Origin of the sequence: Streptomyces yunnanensis (genome assembly GCF_029011865.1) — a bacterium.
Classification (GTDB): domain Bacteria; phylum Actinomycetota; class Actinomycetes; order Streptomycetales; family Streptomycetaceae; genus Streptomyces; species Streptomyces yunnanensis.
The window spans coordinates 5,879,453-5,896,225 of record NZ_CP095749.1; the positions used below are offsets into that span (position 1 = coordinate 5,879,453).

Consider the following 16,773-nt stretch of genomic DNA (forward strand, 5'->3'; position numbering starts at 1 on the left):
CCAGAAGGGCCAAGTTAAGGGTGTGGTTTTACGTGCACGGCGCATAACAGGGCACTTGCCGGGAGAGATAGCCTTGCACCGTGATCAGCGCGATAGCCCGCGGGGGTGGCAAGGCCCCCGCCGTGCGCCCGGGACACCACCGTGACCGGGCGAGCGCTGACCGTTGCGGCCGCCAATCCATGTCGACGTCATCACAACTCGTCGACAACGGCACGGCCTCCCCCCATCGCGGCATAGCGTCGACAGCGACAGGACACCTCGCGTCGCGGTGGCGTTGTGCGGCTTCAGCAGCCCTTCCCACGTTTTTCCACAACGTCACGCAACGGCGCGCGACAGGAGCCAGAGGACATGCAGACCAAGCTGGACGAAGCCAAAAACGAGCTGCTCGCGAGGGCCGCCCGGGTAGGTGAGAGCAGCCCGGCCGGGGGGAAGTCCCCGGTCCGCGGACTGGACCCGGACACCCTTGCGGGATACCTCCAGCGCTACTACCTGCACACCGCCCCCGAGGACCTCGCCGACCGCGACCCGGTCGACGTCTTCGGTGCCGCACTCTCCCACTTCCGCCTCGCCGAGCACCGGCCCCAGGGCACCGCGAATGTGCGGGTGCACACCCCGACCGTCGAGGAGAACGGCTGGATGTGCAGCCACTCCGTGGTCGAGGTGGTCACCGACGACATGCCCTTCCTGGTCGACTCGGTCACCAACGAGCTCTCGCGGCAGGGGCGCGGCATCCATGTCGTGATCCACCCGCAGGTCACCGTCCGCCGGGACGTCACCGGCAAGCTGATCGAGATCCTCGGCGCCAACGGCGACGGGCGCGGCGCCAACGGCGGCGGCAGGGCCGCCGAGCTGCCGCACGACGCGGTCACCGAGTCCTGGATCCACGTCGAGACCGACCGGGAGACCGACAAGGAGGACCTCAAGCAGATCACGGCGGATCTGCTGCGGGTGCTCTCCGACGTCCGCGAGGCCGTCGAGGACTGGGACAAGATGCGTTCCGCCGCGCTGCGGATCGCCGAGGACCTGCCCACCGAGCCGATCGCCGACGACATCCGCGCGGAGGATGTCGAGGAGGCCAGGGAGCTGCTCCGCTGGCTCTCCGACGACCACTTCACCTTCCTCGGCTACCGCGAGTACGAGCTCGCCTCCGCGCCCTGCGAGGACGGCTCCGAGGAGGACGTCCTCACCGCGATCCCCGGCACCGGCCTGGGCATCCTGCGCTCCGACCCGGCGCACCGCGAGAGCGACGCCGGCCACCCCGTCTCGCCGTCCTTCAACCGGCTGCCCGCGGACGCCCGCGCCAAGGCCCGCGAGCCCAAGCTGCTGATCCTGACCAAGGCCAACAGCCGCGCCACCGTCCACCGGCCCTCCTACCTCGACTACGTCGGCGTGAAGAAGTTCGACAAGGAGGGCAACGTCATCGGGGAGCGGCGCTTCCTGGGCCTGTTCTCCTCGGCCGCGTACACCGAGTCCGTCCGCCGGGTGCCGGTGATCCGCCGCAAGGTCGCCGAGGTCCTGGAGGGCGCCGGCTTCAGCCCGAACAGCCACGACGGCCGCGACCTGCTCCAGATCCTGGAGACCTACCCGCGCGACGAGCTGTTCCAGACCCCGCCCGACCAGCTGCGGTCCATCGCGACCAGCGTGCTCTACCTCCAAGAGCGCCGCCGCCTGCGGCTCTACCTCCGCCAGGACGAGTACGGCCGCTACTACTCCGCCCTCGTCTACCTCCCGCGGGACCGCTACACCACCGCCGTCCGGCTGCGGCTGATCGACATCCTCAAGGAGGAACTGGGCGGCACCAGCGTCGACTTCACCGCCTGGAACACCGAATCGGTGCTCTCCCGGCTGCACTTCCTCATCCGCGTCGAGCCCGGCACCGCGCTGTCCGAGCTCACCGACACGGACGTGGACCGCATCGAGAGCCGGCTGGTGGAGGCCGCCCGCTCCTGGGCCGACGGCTTCGCCGAGGCGCTGACCGCCGAAGTCGGCGAGGAGCGCGCCGCCGAGCTGCTGCGCCGCTACGCCCACGCCTTCCCCGAGGGCTACAAGGCCGAGAACAACCCGCGCGGCGCGGTCGCCGACCTCCAGCACCTGGAGAAGCTCACCGAGGAGCCGGGCCACGACTTCGCGGTCAGCCTCTACGAGCCGGTCAACGCCGGCCCCGGTGAGCGCCGCTTCAAGATCTACCGCCGGGGCGAGCCGGTCTCCCTGTCGAAGGTGCTGCCCGGCCTCAACCGCCTGGGCGTCGAGGTGATCGACGAGCGCCCGCACGAGCTGCGCTGCGCGGACTCCACGCTCGCCTGGATCTACGACTTCGGTCTGCGGATGCCCGCGTACGTCTCGGGCGACGACGCCCGCGAGCGCTTCCAGGAGGCGTTCACCGCGGTGTGGACGGGCGCCGCCGAGAGCGACGACTTCAACCAGCTGGTGCTGCGGGCCGGCCTCGACTGGCGGCAGGCGATGGTGCTCCGCGCCTACGCCAAGTACCTGCGGCAGGCCGGCTCGACCTTCAGCCAGACGTACATGGAGGACACCCTCTCCAACAACGTCCACACCACCCGGCTGCTGGTCTCGCTCTTCGAGGCGCGGATGTCCCCGGAGCGGCAGAGCGCCGGCACCGAGCTGATCGACGGGCTGCTGGAGGAGCTGGACGGTGCCCTGGACCAGGTCGCCTCCCTCGACGAGGACCGCATCCTGCGCTCCTTCCTCACCGTCATCAAGGCGACCCTGCGCACCAACCACTACCAGCGCGACAGCACGGGCCGGCCGCACTCCTACCTGTCCATGAAGCTGGACCCGCAGGCCATCCCCGATCTGCCGGCGCCCCGCCCGGCCTACGAGATCTGGGTGTACTCGCCCCGCGTCGAGGGCGTCCACCTGCGGTTCGGCAAGGTGGCGCGCGGTGGTCTGCGCTGGTCGGACCGGCGGGAGGACTTCCGCACCGAGATCCTCGGCCTGGTCAAGGCGCAGATGGTCAAGAACACCGTCATCGTGCCGGTCGGCGCCAAGGGCGGCTTCGTCGGCAAGCAGCTGCCGGATCCGTCGCTGGACCGCGACGCGTGGCTGGCCGAGGGCATCGCCTGCTACAAGACCTTCATCTCGGGTCTGCTGGACATCACCGACAACCTCGTCGCCGGCGAGGTCGTGCCGCCCAAGGGCGTCGTCCGGCACGACGAGGACGACACCTACCTGGTGGTCGCCGCCGACAAGGGCACCGCGACGTTCTCCGACATCGCCAACGAGGTCGCCGAGTCCTACGGCTTCTGGCTGGGCGACGCGTTCGCCTCCGGCGGCAGCGCCGGCTACGACCACAAGGGCATGGGCATCACCGCCCGCGGCGCCTGGGAGTCGGTCAAGCGGCACTTCCGCGAGCTGGGCCACGACACCCAGACCGAGGACTTCACCGTCGTCGGCGTCGGCGACATGTCCGGTGACGTCTTCGGCAACGGCATGCTGCTCAGCGAGCACATCCGGCTGGTCGCCGCCTTCGACCACCGGCACATCTTCCTCGACCCCAAGCCGGACGCGGCGACCTCGTACGCCGAGCGCCGCCGGCTGTTCGAGCTGCCGCGCTCCTCGTGGGCGGACTACAACACCGAACTGCTCTCGCAGGGCGGCGGCATCCACCCCCGGTCGGCCAAGTCCATCCCGATCAACGCCCAGGTGCGGGCCGCGCTCGGCATCGAGGCCGGCGTGAAGAAGATGACGCCGGCCGACCTGATGCAGACCATCCTCAGGGCCCCCGTGGACCTGCTGTGGAACGGCGGCATCGGCACGTACGTGAAGGCGTCGACGGAGTCGCACGCCGACGTGGGCGACAAGTCCAACGACGCGATCCGGGTCAACGGCGAGGACCTGCGGGTCAAGGTCGTCGGCGAGGGCGGCAACCTCGGCCTGACCCAGCTGGGCCGGATCGAGTTCGCCTCGGCCGGCGGGAAGATCAACACCGACGCGATCGACAACAGCGCCGGTGTGGACACCTCCGACCACGAGGTCAACATCAAGATCCTGCTCAACTCCGTCGTCGCCAACGGCGACATGACGGTCAAGCAGCGCAACAAGCTGCTGGCGCAGATGACCGACGAGGTCGGCTCGCTGGTGCTGCGCAACAACTACGCGCAGAACACCGCGCTGGCGCTGGCCCTCGCCCAGTCCTCCAGCATGCTCCACGCCCAGCAGCGCTTCATGCGCCGCCTGGTGCGCGACGGACACCTGGACCGGGCGCTGGAGTTCCTGCCCACCGACCGGCAGATCCGGGAGCGGCTGAGCGCCGGGCGCGGTCTGACCCAGCCGGAGACCGCGGTCCTGCTCGCCTACACCAAGATCACGGTGGCCGACGAGCTGATCCAGACGGCACTGCCGGACGACCCCTACCTCCAGCACCTGCTGCACGCCTACTTCCCGACCGCGCTGCGGGAGAAGTTCACCGAGCAGGTCGACGGGCACGCGCTGCGCCGCGAGATCGTCACCACGGTGATGGTCAACGACACCGTCAACACCGGCGGCACGAGCTTCCTGCACCGGATGCGGGAGGAGACCGGGGCGTCGCTGGAGGAGGTCGTCCGGGCGCACACCGCGGCCCGCGCGATCTTCCGGCTCAACCAGGTCTGGGACGACGTCGAGGCGCTGGACAACACCGTCGCGGCCGACGTCCAGACCCGGATCCGGCTGCACTCGCGCCGGCTGGTCGAGCGCGGCACCCGCTGGCTGCTCAACAACCGCCGCCAGCCGCTGGAGCTGTCCGGGACGATCGACTTCTTCTCGGAGCGGGTGGCGCAGGTCTGGGCGGAGCTGCCCAAGCTGCTCCAGGGCGGCGACCTGGAGTGGTACCAGACGATCCTGGAGGAGCTGACCGACGCCGGGGTGCCCGAGCCGCTGGCCGTCCAGGTGTCCGGCTTCTCCTCGGTCTTCCCGACGCTGGACATCGTCGCCATCGCGGACCGGACCGGCAAGGAGCCGCTGGCCGTCGCCGAGGTCTACTACGACCTGGGCGACCGGCTGCGGATCAACCAACTCCTGGACCGCATCCTGGAGCTGCCGCGGAACGACCGCTGGCAGTCGATGGCCCGCGCCTCGATCCGCGAGGACCTCTTCGCCGCGCACGCCGCGCTCACCTCGGACGTGCTCGCGGTGGGCAACGGGTCCGCGACGCCGGAGGAGCGGTTCAAGGCGTGGGAGGAGACCAACGTCGCGATCCTGACGCGGGCCCGGGCCACGCTGGAGGAGATCCACGGGTCCGAGGGGTTCGATCTGGCGAACCTTTCGGTGGCCATGCGGACGATGCGTACGTTGCTGCGTACGCATAGCTGAGCCGGGTGGGGCGGCGCCGTGCGGCGCCTGCCCCCCTTGTCCTCAAGCGCCGGACGGGCTGGTGATGCCCGTCCGGCGCTTTGCGTTGGGTGCCGGTGCGGTGGGGCCGTGGGTCGTGGGGCCGTAGGGGGTGCGGGTGGTGGGCCCGTACGGGCCGGGGTATCGCTGCGCTCGTCCTCAAACGCCGGACGGGCTGGAATTGCGGGCCGGCTGGGAGGTGCGGGCCGGCTGGGAATTGCCGGGTGCGCGGTGTGCGGCAGGGGTGGGAAGAGCCGGCCGGGCGGGCCCGAGTTGTGGGCCGGGAATGGCGGGAGCGCCGGTCGGGTGGGGGCCGTCCGGCGCTCGTGCGGGGGGGGAAGGGGGGAGGGGGCTGCTAGGCGTGGGTGAATTCCTCGTAGGCCGCGAGGACTTCGTCGGTGGGGCCGTCCATGCGGAGGACGCCCCTTTCGAGCCAGAGGACGCGGTCGCAGGTCTCGCGGATGGAGTTGTTGTTGTGGCTGACGAGGAAGACCGAGCCGGCCTCCTCGCGCAGTTCGCGGATGCGGGCCTCGGAGCGCTTCTGGAAGGCCCGGTCGCCGGTGGCCAGTGCCTCGTCGATCAGCAGCACGTCGTGGTCCTTGGCGGCGGCGATGGAGAACCGCAGTCGGGCCGCCATGCCGGAGGAGTAGGTGCGCATCGGCAGGGAGATGAAGTCGCCCTTCTCGTTGATGCCGGAGAAGTCGACGATGTCGTCGTAGCGGGCGCGGACCTGTTCGCGGCTCATGCCCATCGCCAGGCCGCCGAGGAGGACGTTCTTCTCGCCGGTGAGGTCGTTCATCAGGGCGGCGTTCACGCCCAGCAGCGAGGGCTGGCCGTGGGTGTAGACCTTGCCGCGCTCGGCGGGCAGCAGTCCGGCGACGGCCTTGAGGAGGGTCGACTTGCCGGAGCCGTTCGAACCGATCAGTCCGATCGACTCGCCGCGGTAGGCGGTGAAGGAGACGCCCTTGACCGCGTGCACCTCGCGCACGCCCACCGAGGGGCGGCGCCGGACGATGCGGTTGAGCGCGGCGGTCGCGCTGCCCTTGCCGGCACCGGTGCCGTAGACCCGGTAGACGATGTGGAGATCGTCCGCGATCACGGTCGGGATGCGGGCCTCGTCCGCTGCCGTCGGGCGGGTGCCGCCCTGGTCTTCCGTCATGTGCTCAGCCACGTCCGTACCGCTCCTCGGCCTTCCAGAAGTACACATAGCCGACGACGCCCGCGAGCAGCGCCCAGCCGGCCGCGAACGCCCATACGTGCGGCGGGAGTTGGTGTCGGGTGAAGCTGTCGATCAGGGCGAAGCGCATCAGGTCGATGTAGACCGCGGCGGGGTTGCCGTTCAGCAGCACCACCACGATCTGCGGGAGGTGCTTGCCCTTGAGGATCACGCTGATGCTGAACATCACGCCGGACGCGTACATCCAGGTCCGCATGATGAAGGGCATCAGCTGCGCCAGGTCCGGGGTCCGCGCGCCGAGCCGTGCCATGACCATCGCCAGGCCGGTGTTGAAGACGAACTGGAGGGCCAGCGCCGGGACGACCAGCAGCCAGGACCAGGTCGGCAGCTGCCCGAAGGCCAGCAGGATGACCATCAGCACGCCCATGGAGTACAGCAGTTGCTGTAGCTGTGCCAGGCAGAACGAGATCGGCAGGCAGGCGCGCGGGAAGTGCAGGGCGCGCACCAGGCCGAGGTTGCCGGAGATCGCCCGGGTGCCGGCCATCACCGAGTTCTGCAGGAAGGTGAAGACGAAGACGCCGGTCACCAGGTACGGGATGTAGTCCGGGACGCCCTTCCGGGTGCCGATCAGCACACCGAAGATCAAGTAGTAGACGCCGGCGTTGAGCAGCGGGGTGATCACCTGCCACAGCTGGCCGAGCTTGGCGGTGGTGTACATCGCGGTGAGCCTGGCGGTGGCGAACGAGGTGATGAAGTGCCGTCGGTGCCACAGCTGGCGGGTGTACGCGGCCAGTGAGGGGCGGGCGCCGCTCACCGTGAGGCCGTGGCGTTCGGCCAGGGCGCTCAGCTCCGCGTCGGGCGCGGTGCCGGATCCGGACGGTCGGACGGCGGCCGGTTCGGGGGCCGGGGGCGCGAGGGTCTGGGGCATGCGGCCATTCGCTTTCGTACGAGGGCTTCGGAGTGCGGTCGCGGGGACGGCAGGATCCGGACGACGACGGAACGGGTCCGTATCGTCGCGACGCCGAGACTAGAGCGAGGTCACGTCGAAACGCAACCGTAGCGTCGTGCCGCTAGGATCAAGGCATGGCAAAGAACGGCACCGAGAGCGAGAGAGGCCCGGCGGCATCCGGGGCGCGCCGGGCCCCGGCCGGCGCCGCCGTGCTGCGGGAGGACAAGACCGCCGCGATCCGCGCGGCGGTCTTCGAGGAGCTGGCCGCGGTCGGCTTCGCCCGGATGTCCATCGAGGGCATCGCCCGCCGGGCCGGGGTCGGCAAGACCGCCGTCTACCGGCGCTGGCGCTCCAAACTGCACCTGGTCCTGGACGTGGTCTCGGCGGTCGCCGCGGCGGGGCTGCCGGCCCCGGACACCGGGTCGCTCCGCGGCGATGTGCGGATGGTGCTGGAGGTCGCGGCCCGGGCGCTGGGACACCCGATGGCCTCGCAGATCATCCCGGACCTGCTCGCCGAGGCGGCGCGCAGCCCGGAGCTGGCCGAGGCGCTCAAGGCCGCCCTGCACGACAGCCAGGAGGGTGTCGCGGCGGCGGTGGTGGCGCGGGCGGTGGAGCGCGGCGAGCTGCCGGCGGACGTGGATCCCCGGCTGGCGCTCGACCTGCTGACCGGGCCGCTGTACTGGCGGCTGCTGGTGGTCCGCGACGAGGTGCCCGCGGGGTATCTCGACGCACTCGCCGGGTCGGTGACGGCGGCGCTGGGCGCGGAGTAGGCGGAGCGGGTGCGGGCGGGGTGGCCGGATCCCCTCCGGCCGCCCCGCCCCGTTTCAGAACCGCCCTAGTCCTTCTTCCAGAGGGTCACCTTCGTCGCGAAGTCCGGCATGTTGCTCTCGTGGTTCGGGCTCATGCCGGTGATCTCGATCATCGCGAGGTTTCGGTCCGTGGTCTCCGTACACAGCAGGGTGCCCACGTGGATCGTCTGCGCCTTGTCCAGCTCCTCGCGGCGCACCTGCTTCGGGAGGACGTCCGTGTGCGACCCGTCCAGGCACGCCTGGGCGGTGCGGCCGGTGCTGCGGCCCATGGGGGTGTGGAACTCCAGCCCGATCCCGGACACCCCGTTGTAGGTGATCTCGTAGGGGGCTTCGTCGATCTGGGCGCCGGGGACGGCCTTGGGGACGTCCAGGTCGATGTAGTTGAAGTCCGCCGCCGCCGGGGCGCGCAGCGCGAACGGGCGGTCCTTGAAGACGACCTGGTAGCCGGCGTTCTGGTCGGCAGGGGGGCCGGAGGTGTCGCCGCCCTTCTTGTGCCGGTCGGAGGACGGGGTGGTGGACGGGGCGGCGGTGGACCGGTGGTCGGGGGTGTCCACGCCCGAGCTGCCGGCGCGCGCCACCGTCCAGGTGATGCCGGCCACGGCGATCAGCGCCACCGCGCCGACCGCGGCCCGCAGCACGGGGCTGCGCCGCTTGCCGGCCGCGGGCGCGCCGGGGCCGACCGTGGGCATCGCGTGCGGGCCGCCCGGCGGCGAGGGCACCGGGCCGGTGCCGTCCTGCGTCGGGGCGGCGTGCGGGCCCGTGCCCCGGGTGGGGGTGTGGCCGGCGGGGCCCTGGGTCGGGGCGTAGCCGGGCGGCGGCGGGGCAGCGGCCGGCGGCGGCTCCGGCAGCTCCTTGGCGGCGCGCTCCCGGCGGGCGATCTCGGCGGCCACCGCGCCCGGCAGCCAGCCGTCGAAGTCCCGCGGCCCGCGCCCGGACGCCGCCCGGCACAGCTCCGCCAACTCGGCCGGCGTCGGCCGCAGTCGGGCGTCGGCGGACAGGCAGCGGTTCAGCAGCGGGCGCAGCGCGTCCGGGTAGCCGTCGAGGTCCGGGGCGACCTGCGCGGTGTTGGCGATCCGGGCGGCGACGGTGATCGCCGCGCCGTCCCCGTACGGGTGCCGGCCGGTGGCGGCGACCGCCGCGATCAGGCCCAGCGAGAAGACGTCGGCGGCGGGCGTGACCTGCGCGCCGTTCGCGTGCTCGGGGGACATGTACTGCGGGGTGCCGATGAAGCCGCCGCTGCGGGTGAGCTGGGTGGCGTCGGCGGCCCGGGCGATGCCGAAGTCGATGACGTAGGGGCCCTGCGGGCCGAGCAGCACGTTGCTGGGCTTGAGGTCGCGGTGGACGACCCCGGCGGCGTGCACCGAGCCCAGCGCGCCGGCCGCCGCGCCGATCAGCTGGAAGACCGCCGGCAGCGGCAGCGGGCCGTCCCGCAGCGCCTCGTCGAGCGGCAGGCCGGGGATGAACGCCGTGGCAAGCCAGGGGAGTTCGCCGCCGGTGTCGTGGTCGAGGACCGGCACGATGTGGTAGCCCTGCACCCGGCGGGCGGCCCTGACCTCCTGCTCGAAGCGGCTGCGGAAGTCCGGGTCCTGGCCGAACTCCCGGCGGATGACCTTCAGTGCGGCGGGCTGGTTGCCGCGGGTGCGGGTGAGGTACACCGACCCCATGCCGCCCTCGCCGAGCCGCGCCAGCAGCCGGTAGCCGGCCACCTCCCGCGGATCCTCGGCGCGCAGGGGTTTGAAGACGTCGTCGTGCGTGCTGATGTGGAGCCACCCCCCGATCGAGAACTACCGGGGGATGTTATCCGTACGCCTGTCCGGCGGAACGACCAGGACGCCAACTCCGGGGCCGGCGCGGGCAGTCCGCCGGCCGGGTCGGCGGGGGCGCGGGGACGCGCGGCGGTGGCCCGCCGGCGCCGCGCCCGTCGGTCGACTGACGGGCGTTCACCCGAAAGGGTTGTCGTGCGGGGTGGGTGAGCCCCGGTGTCCGTTGCGCGGGGGTGCCGCCGCGGGCACCGCGGGCGCGCGGGATCGCCGGGGCCCGCAAATACTTGAGGATGTGCCCCGGTCAGGACCGCTCGTCTCCCGCCGCCGGTTGCTTCAGGCCACCGGCGGTGCCGTTCTCGCGGGCACCGCGGGCACCGGCGTCTGGGCCTGGCTGTCCCCGGACGGCACCCGCCCGGCCCCGCCGGCCCGTTCGCAGGAGTCCGTCGAGGAACCGACCGAGCAGGTGTTCCTGCACGTCATCGCGCACCCCGACGACGGCCTGTTCTTCATGAACCCGGGCCTGGCGCAGGCCATCCGCAGCGGCGCGCGGACCGTCACGGTGTGCCTGACGGGCGGTGAGTCCGACGGCCGGAACGCGCCCCGCAGCAGCACCCTGCACGACCATGTGGCCCCCGACCGGTCGGCCTTCGCCCGGGCCCGGGCCAACGGTCTGCTCGCCGCGCACGCCCAGATGGCCACCGGCGACGAGGAGAGCGTCTGGGACGCCGAGGCCCGCACCCTGCTGTCCGGCTTCCAGGTGGAGGTCCAGACGCTGCGCGCCGCCCCCCAGCACCAGCTGGTCTTCGTGGAGCTGGTGGAGGCCCGCGCGGTCTACCTGCCGCGCGCCACCAGCCTGCGCGGGCTCTGGCTCGGGGTGATCGACGCACTGCCCACGCTGCGCCCCGAGGGCAGCCCCGTCCAGCGGCAGTTCCGCTACACCCGCGACCAGGTCACCGACACCCTGGCCGAGGTCCTCGACTGGGTCCGGCCCACCGTCGTGCGCACCCTGGACCCCAACGCGGTGCACTCCGACAAGCCGCCGCTGCCCACCCGCGACCCGCGGCTGGCCGGGCTGCGCTACCTCGACCACCAGGACCACACCGCCTCCGCCCACTTCACCCAGGCGGCGCTGGCCCGCCACTGGGGACGCGGCGCCCCCGCCCCGACCCTCGTGGAGAACTACCTCGGCTACGAACTCGGCGTCCTGCCGAACGACCTCGACCTGTCCACCGCCCGCCGCAAGGCCGGCACGCTGAACATCTACGGCTGGGCCGACCACCGCCCCTGCGCCGACCCGGCCGGCTGCGGCGACCGCAAGGTCGGCGACACCGCCCTCAACGGCAGCCCGCGGAACTGGACCCGCAGCACCCGGCTGCGCGCCCCCGGCTCCAACGCCTGGGTGCGGCCGGCCCGGGACGGGCGGCTGACCGCCTTCGCGGTGCTCGGCGGGGCCGCGTACTGCTGGGCGGAGACGGCGCCGGGCAGCGGCCGGTTCGGCGCCCCGGCGCTCGTCGGCGGGGAGTCGCTGGAGAGTCAGATCCACGCGGTGCGCCACCCGGACGGCACGCTCCAGCTGTTCGCGTCCCGGACGGTCCTGCCGGGGCCGGACACCGAGCACCACCGCGAGCTGGTCACCGCGCGGCAGACCGGCACCGGCCGGGGCGGGGTGCCCGCCTTCGGGGACTGGGCGTCGCTGGGGTCCCCGGAAGCGGACCCGGTCCGGTCGCTGGAGGTCGGCTACCCGGCCGCGGTGGCGGCGCCGGACGGCACCGTGCACGTCTTCGTCCGGACCTGGGACGGCGGGATCGGCCACCGCAGCGGGCCGGACGGTGCGCAGTGGTCGCCCTGGGACCGGCTGGAGGGGCCGGCCGGGGTCGGCACCCTCAGGGCGTCCCCGCAGGTCGTCGACGGGATCGACGCGTGTGTGGACACCGGGGGGCTGATCCACCTGGTGGCGCCCAGCGTCCGGACGGTGCAGCACTGGGTGTCCAAGCAGCCGGGGGAGAAGCCCCGGCCCGGCGCGGCCACCGGGCTGCCGGAGCCGGGCGGTCCGGTCAGCGTCGTCCCCCTGGCCGGCGGCATGGTGCGGATCGCCTACCGACAGTCGATGACCGCCCGGGTGCTGATCGCCGAGCGGCGGCGGGCGCTCGGCACCTGGCGGGTCGCCGGGCAGTGCGAACGGGCCGGCGGCTACGGGCGGGTGGCGCTGGCGCCGGCCGGCCGCGACGACCGGATGGTGCTGGCCGCCCGGGACGACGCCGGCGACGTCCGGGTGGCGATGGCGCAGGCCGCGCCCAAGCCCTGGCAGCGGTGCGCACTGGCGCACTCGGCGGCGGCCGGGGTGGCCCAGGACACGGCCGGGCGGGCGGTGCTGGTCGCCCTCGGCAACGACGGCCGGCTGTACGCGGCCCGCCAGCAGAAGGCCGGCCAGACCGCGCCGTTCCTGGCCTGGCGGGCTGCGGGCGCGACCTAGGCCGGTCGGCCGGAGCGCACCGGCGGCGACTCGGGCTGGTCACAGGCGCCGTCCGGGCGGCGCGGTGGCCGCAGGATCCGCCGGGAGACGACGAAGGTGACCGGCAGTGCCAGCAGGGCCGCGGCCAGCGGCGCGGCCACGCTGTTCATCCCCAGCCAGCTCACCAGCGCCACCAGACCGGCGCTCTGCACCGCGTAGTTGGTGACCTGGGTCAGCGGGAAGAGCAGGAACTTCTTCCAGGTGGGGCGGGTGCGGTAGGTGAAGTAGGTGTTGAGGAAGAAGGAGCCGACCAGGCTGAGCACGAAGCCGGTCGTGTAGGCCGCGAAGTACGGCAGCAGCCGGTGCAGCGGCAGGTAACAGGCGTAGAAGGTCGCGGTGTTGACGCCGCCGACCACCGTGAACCGGGCCACCTGCCCCCAGGGGACCGCCGCGGCCGGGCCGCGCATCAGGGGGACCGCGGGCCCACGGCGGCGGTCCCGGAGGGGGTGGGCGCGCGCGCCGCGGCGGCCGTGGGGGTGGCGCCGTCGCTCTCCTTGACCAGGAAGTGCGGCCGGCGCTTGGTCTCGTAGTAGATCCGCCCGATGTACTCGCCGATCAGCCCGAGCATCACCATCTGCAGGCCGCCCAGCCCCACGATGATGGCCACCAGCGTCACATAGCCGGGCGCGGTGACCCCGCCGACGACGGCCACACCGATGACCCACAGGGCGTAGAGGGTGGCGAGGGACGCCAGGCCCAGCCCGGTGTAGATGGCGGCGCGCAGCGGACGGCAGTTGAACGAGATCATCCCGTCGATGCCGTAGTTGACCAGCGAGCCGAAGCGCCACTTGGTCTCCCCGGCCTCCCGGGCGGCGTTGCGGTAGTCGAAGCTGACGGTGTCGAAGCCGATCCAGGAGAACAGCCCCTTGGAGAAGCGGTTGTACTCGGGCAGCGAGACCAGCGCGTCCACCGCCTTGCGGGACAGCAGCCGGAAGTCGCCCGCGCCGTCGACCAGTTCGACGTCGATCCAGGTGTTGACGGCGCGGTAGTACAGGCGGCTGAGGACGGTGCGCAGCCGCCGGTCGCCGTCCCGGCTGCGCCGGGCGATGACCTGGTCGTGGCCGAGCTGGTAGAGGTCGAGCATCTTCTCGATCAGCTCCGGCGGGTGCTGGAGGTCGGCGTCCATGATGATCACCGCGTCGCCGGTGGCGGTCCGCAGCCCGGCCAGCATCGCCGGCTCCTTGCCGAAGTTGCGGCTGAAGGAGAGGTAGCGGGTGGTGCCGCGGTGCTGGTGGGCCAGGGCGCGGAGCCGGGGCAGCGTCCCGTCGTGGCTGCCGTCGTCCACGTAGCACAGCTCGTACTCGACCGCGAGTGGGTCGAGCACCGCGCGCAGCTGTTCGTCGAAACGGCCTATGACGGCCTCTTCGTTGTAGCAGGGCACGACGATGGAGAGCTTCATGAGCGGGCCGTTTCGCCGGGGGTTCGCCGGGTTTCGGGGGGCGGTCGACGTGGCCGTCCCCTGAAAGGCAATTCTACGAATTTGGGCGAAATGCACTATTTGAGAAGGGGGGTGGAATGGGGCGCCGCCGGCCGCGGCGGACGCGCGCCGCACCGGCCACCGCGCCCACCACCAGCACCCCCGCCCCGCTCGTCGCCAGCCCCGCGGCCAGGCCCGGAGGGGTGTAGGCACAGCTCAGCCGGGTCGCCCCGCGCGCCAGCGGAACGGCCAGCAGCCCGCCGAACGCGCCGGGCGCCCGGTCCGGACCGCCGTCCACCGAACAGCCCCATCCGGGCACCGCCGGCAGGGCGAGCACCGCGGTCCCCGCGGCCCCCGGGCGCAGCGTCGCGGTCAGCCCGTGACCGCCCGCGGTGAGCCGGACCGGCCCCTCCAGGGCCCGCACCGCCGCGTCCAGCCGCCCCGGGGAGAGACAGCCGACGGCCCGCTCCGGCACGTACGGGCGGCCCTGCCCGGCGAACCACACCCGCACCACCCCGTCGGCCGGTACGGTGCCCAGCCGCCCCAGCGGATTGGCGGTGACGTCCCACCGGCCCACCGCCCGGGCGGTCCCGCCCGGCCCGCCGACCTCGCCCCCGAACCACGGCGCGTACCAGAGCGCCACGCTGCCGGGGGTGCACCGCGCGGTGAAGGCCGTCCCGGCGTTCGGCGCGGCCAGCGCCCCGGCGTCCGTGGTGGGCAGCGGGCGGTCCGGCAGCAGCCAGCCGCCGGGCGCGCGCTCCGGGGCCGGGCCGGGGGCCGTGCCGGCGGCCGGCACCAGCCGCGGCACCTCGTAGACCCGGGCGCCCAGCACCCGCTCCTGGCGGGCGAAGACGGTGTCCGGGCCGCTGCCCGGGCCCGGCAGCGGCCCGCGCCGCACGGTCACCAGCGGCGCCGGCCGGTCGCGCACCACGGTGTACCGGCCGCGCGGCCCGCCCGCCGGCGGCATCGACTGCGCGCTGCTCACCCCCATCAGCGCCCGGCCCACCGGGTCCTCGAAGCTGAGCGTGTGCCGGCCCCGGATGTACCAGCCGGCGCCCAGGCCGTGCAGCGCCCGGGCGGTCGCCACGGGCACATAGCTGCTGTAGTACGCGCCGCCCTCGCCGCCGAGCAGCAGCGGATCGTTGTTCGCGTACTCGTGCGGGCCCGGGTCGGTACGGGAGCGCGGCCAGTCGTCGCGGGCGATCAGCCCCCGCCGGGTGGCCAGCGACCCCTCGGTCATCGTCAGCTTCGGCCGGAACCACGGGATCCCGTCCCGGACGGCCGCCACCGAGAACGCCGTGTACGCCGCGGTGAGCGTGGCGGCGCCGGCCAGCACCGCGGTGGCCGCCAGTCGCGCCCGGGGCCGCCCACCGAGGCGGGCCAGGGCCACCAGCGCCGCCAGGATCACCGCCCCGCCGCCCGCCACCACGAGCCAGGTGGCGCCGCCCACCGCGCTCCGGTGCCGGCAGCAGCCCAGCAGCACCGCGACCAGCGCCGCCCCCGCGGCCAGCTCGCGCGCCCGCGGGCGGTGTGCCAGCGCCAGCCACGCGATCATCACCAGCACCCCGCTGAGCACGAAGGCGGCCCGGTACGGGCTCCCGTTGGGCAGCGCCAGCCCGTGCCACAGCAGGATCGTCGGCTTCCACACGAACGAGGCGCCGATCCCCGCCGCGAGCAGCGACCACCCGATCCGGACCCGCGCCGGCACCGCCCGGACGAACGGGAAGGCGGCCACCAGCAGCAGCGCCGGCACCCCGACGAAGACGTTGGGCGCCGGCACGTCGCCGTGCCCGCCCGGCAGCAACTGCGCCAGCTGGTCCAGCAGCGGCGGCCGGCCCCCGTACACCGCCGTGGGCGGCGGCTGGGCGACCCGGCTGGCCCGCAGCGACACCGTCAGCACCGGGGCGGCCAGCGCGACCCCGGCCGCCGTCATACCGGCCGCCCGGCCCACCACCCGCAGCCGCCCGCCGGTGTCGGCGCCCTCGTCGGCGTTGGTCGTCATCCGCACCGCCAGCACCAGCCCCGTCGCCAACGTGGCCATCGCCGCGGTGTAGAAGTTCCCGGCGAAGGCGACCGCCACCAGCAGCGTCCCCGCCACCCAGCGCACCCGCCGCAGGCACCAGTCCGCCGCGATCCCGAGCAGCGGCAGCGAGACCAGCCCCCACATCCACATCGGATCGGCGTACCCGTCGTTCAGCACCCAGGCGCACAGCCCGTACCCCACCGCCAGCAGCGCCCGCAGCACCCCCGGCCCGGGGCGCAGCCGCCCCAGCAGGACGGTCATCAGCGCCGCGCCCAGCCCGATGCTCAGCAGCGTCACCAGGAACACCGGCAGATCCACCAGGGCCCGCGGGAACACCCCCACCAGCAGCGAGAACGGGTTCATCAGATACGTGACGAAGTCCGCCAGGAACGGGACGCCGTACCCGCTGCCCCAGTTGAAGAACAGGTCCCCGTGGGCGCCGCCGTGCAGCAGGTCCCACAGCCGGGCGTGGAAGGGCACGAACTGGTTGCCCAGATCGTTCACGGAACGGGGCCGCGGCCCGAACGGATAGCTGCCGTGGACGGCCAGCGCCAGGCAGTACGCGCCCATGGACAGCAGCGCCGCGAGCCCGGGCGCGGCCGGCCACCGCCGGATCCCGGCCGGGGATGTGGCGCACGCCGCGCCGGACGGCGTCCGGGCAACCTCCCGGGCCCGCACCCCCTCTTGCGGTGCGGAAGGTGTCGGGCTCACCGGCGCTCCTTTGAGGTCGGCGCGGTGCTCCGCGCGCAGACAGGCAGCGAACGATTTATATGGCTTGATGTCTTGATAGTCCGT

The 16,773-nt window shown here is 73.2% G+C and carries 9 protein-coding genes; 3 read left to right on the plus strand and 6 right to left on the minus strand.

What is annotated here, in order from left to right:
- Window positions 1-348 precede the first annotated feature (348 nt).
- On the plus strand, window positions 349-5,310 hold the full coding sequence (locus tag MOV08_RS25705) for an NAD-glutamate dehydrogenase (protein WP_275308999.1): 4,962 nt from the start codon (window positions 349-351) through the stop codon (window positions 5,308-5,310).
- Window positions 5,311-5,683: 373 nt separating this feature from the next.
- Here the strand turns inward: MOV08_RS25705 and MOV08_RS25710 are convergent, their stop codons facing one another.
- Both MOV08_RS25710 and MOV08_RS25715 read right to left on the minus strand, forming a co-directional pair.
- Window positions 5,684-6,487, minus strand: coding sequence for an ABC transporter ATP-binding protein (locus MOV08_RS25710; RefSeq protein WP_275311889.1), 804 nt, complete (start codon window positions 6,485-6,487; stop codon window positions 5,684-5,686).
- 4 nt (window positions 6,488-6,491) lie between these two features.
- Window positions 6,492-7,433 carry an ABC transporter permease gene (locus MOV08_RS25715; protein WP_275309000.1) on the minus strand — a complete coding sequence of 314 codons (942 nt, stop codon included), beginning with the start codon at window positions 7,431-7,433 and terminating at the stop codon, window positions 6,492-6,494.
- A gap of 155 nt (window positions 7,434-7,588) precedes the next feature.
- Here MOV08_RS25715 and MOV08_RS25720 point away from each other — a divergent pair, with 155 nt between their 5' ends.
- Window positions 7,589-8,224: a TetR/AcrR family transcriptional regulator gene (locus MOV08_RS25720; protein WP_039635937.1), complete on the plus strand. Its 636-nt coding sequence runs from the start codon at window positions 7,589-7,591 to the stop codon at window positions 8,222-8,224.
- Window positions 8,225-8,289: 65 nt separating this feature from the next.
- Here MOV08_RS25720 and MOV08_RS25725 read toward each other — a convergent pair whose 3' ends face one another.
- Window positions 8,290-9,969, minus strand: a complete 1,680-nt coding sequence (locus MOV08_RS25725) for a serine/threonine-protein kinase (RefSeq protein WP_275309001.1) — start codon at window positions 9,967-9,969, stop codon at window positions 8,290-8,292.
- A gap of 349 nt (window positions 9,970-10,318) precedes the next feature.
- Between MOV08_RS25725 and MOV08_RS25730 the strand changes: the two genes are divergently transcribed.
- A complete protein-coding gene (locus tag MOV08_RS25730; RefSeq protein ID WP_275309002.1) occupies window positions 10,319-12,499 on the plus strand; it encodes a PIG-L family deacetylase in 2,181 nt (726 codons plus the stop codon).
- Here MOV08_RS25730 and MOV08_RS25735 read toward each other — a convergent pair.
- From MOV08_RS25735 to MOV08_RS25745, 3 genes are all read right to left on the minus strand, one after another.
- The gene (locus MOV08_RS25735) at window positions 12,496-12,945 is read right to left on the minus strand and encodes a GtrA family protein (RefSeq protein ID WP_275309004.1); all 450 of its coding nucleotides are present in this window, start codon (window positions 12,943-12,945) and stop codon (window positions 12,496-12,498) included. The genes MOV08_RS25730 and MOV08_RS25735 overlap by 4 nt on opposite strands.
- Window positions 12,945-13,937 (minus strand): glycosyltransferase family 2 protein, encoded by a 993-nt coding sequence (locus MOV08_RS25740; RefSeq protein WP_275309006.1) that lies wholly within the window; start codon window positions 13,935-13,937, stop codon window positions 12,945-12,947. Before MOV08_RS25740 ends, MOV08_RS25735 begins: the two co-directional genes overlap by 1 nt.
- Before the next feature lie 73 nt (window positions 13,938-14,010).
- Window positions 14,011-16,689, minus strand: coding sequence for a YfhO family protein (locus MOV08_RS25745; RefSeq protein ID WP_275309008.1), 2,679 nt, complete (start codon window positions 16,687-16,689; stop codon window positions 14,011-14,013).
- Between the last annotated feature and the right edge of the window lie 84 nt (window positions 16,690-16,773).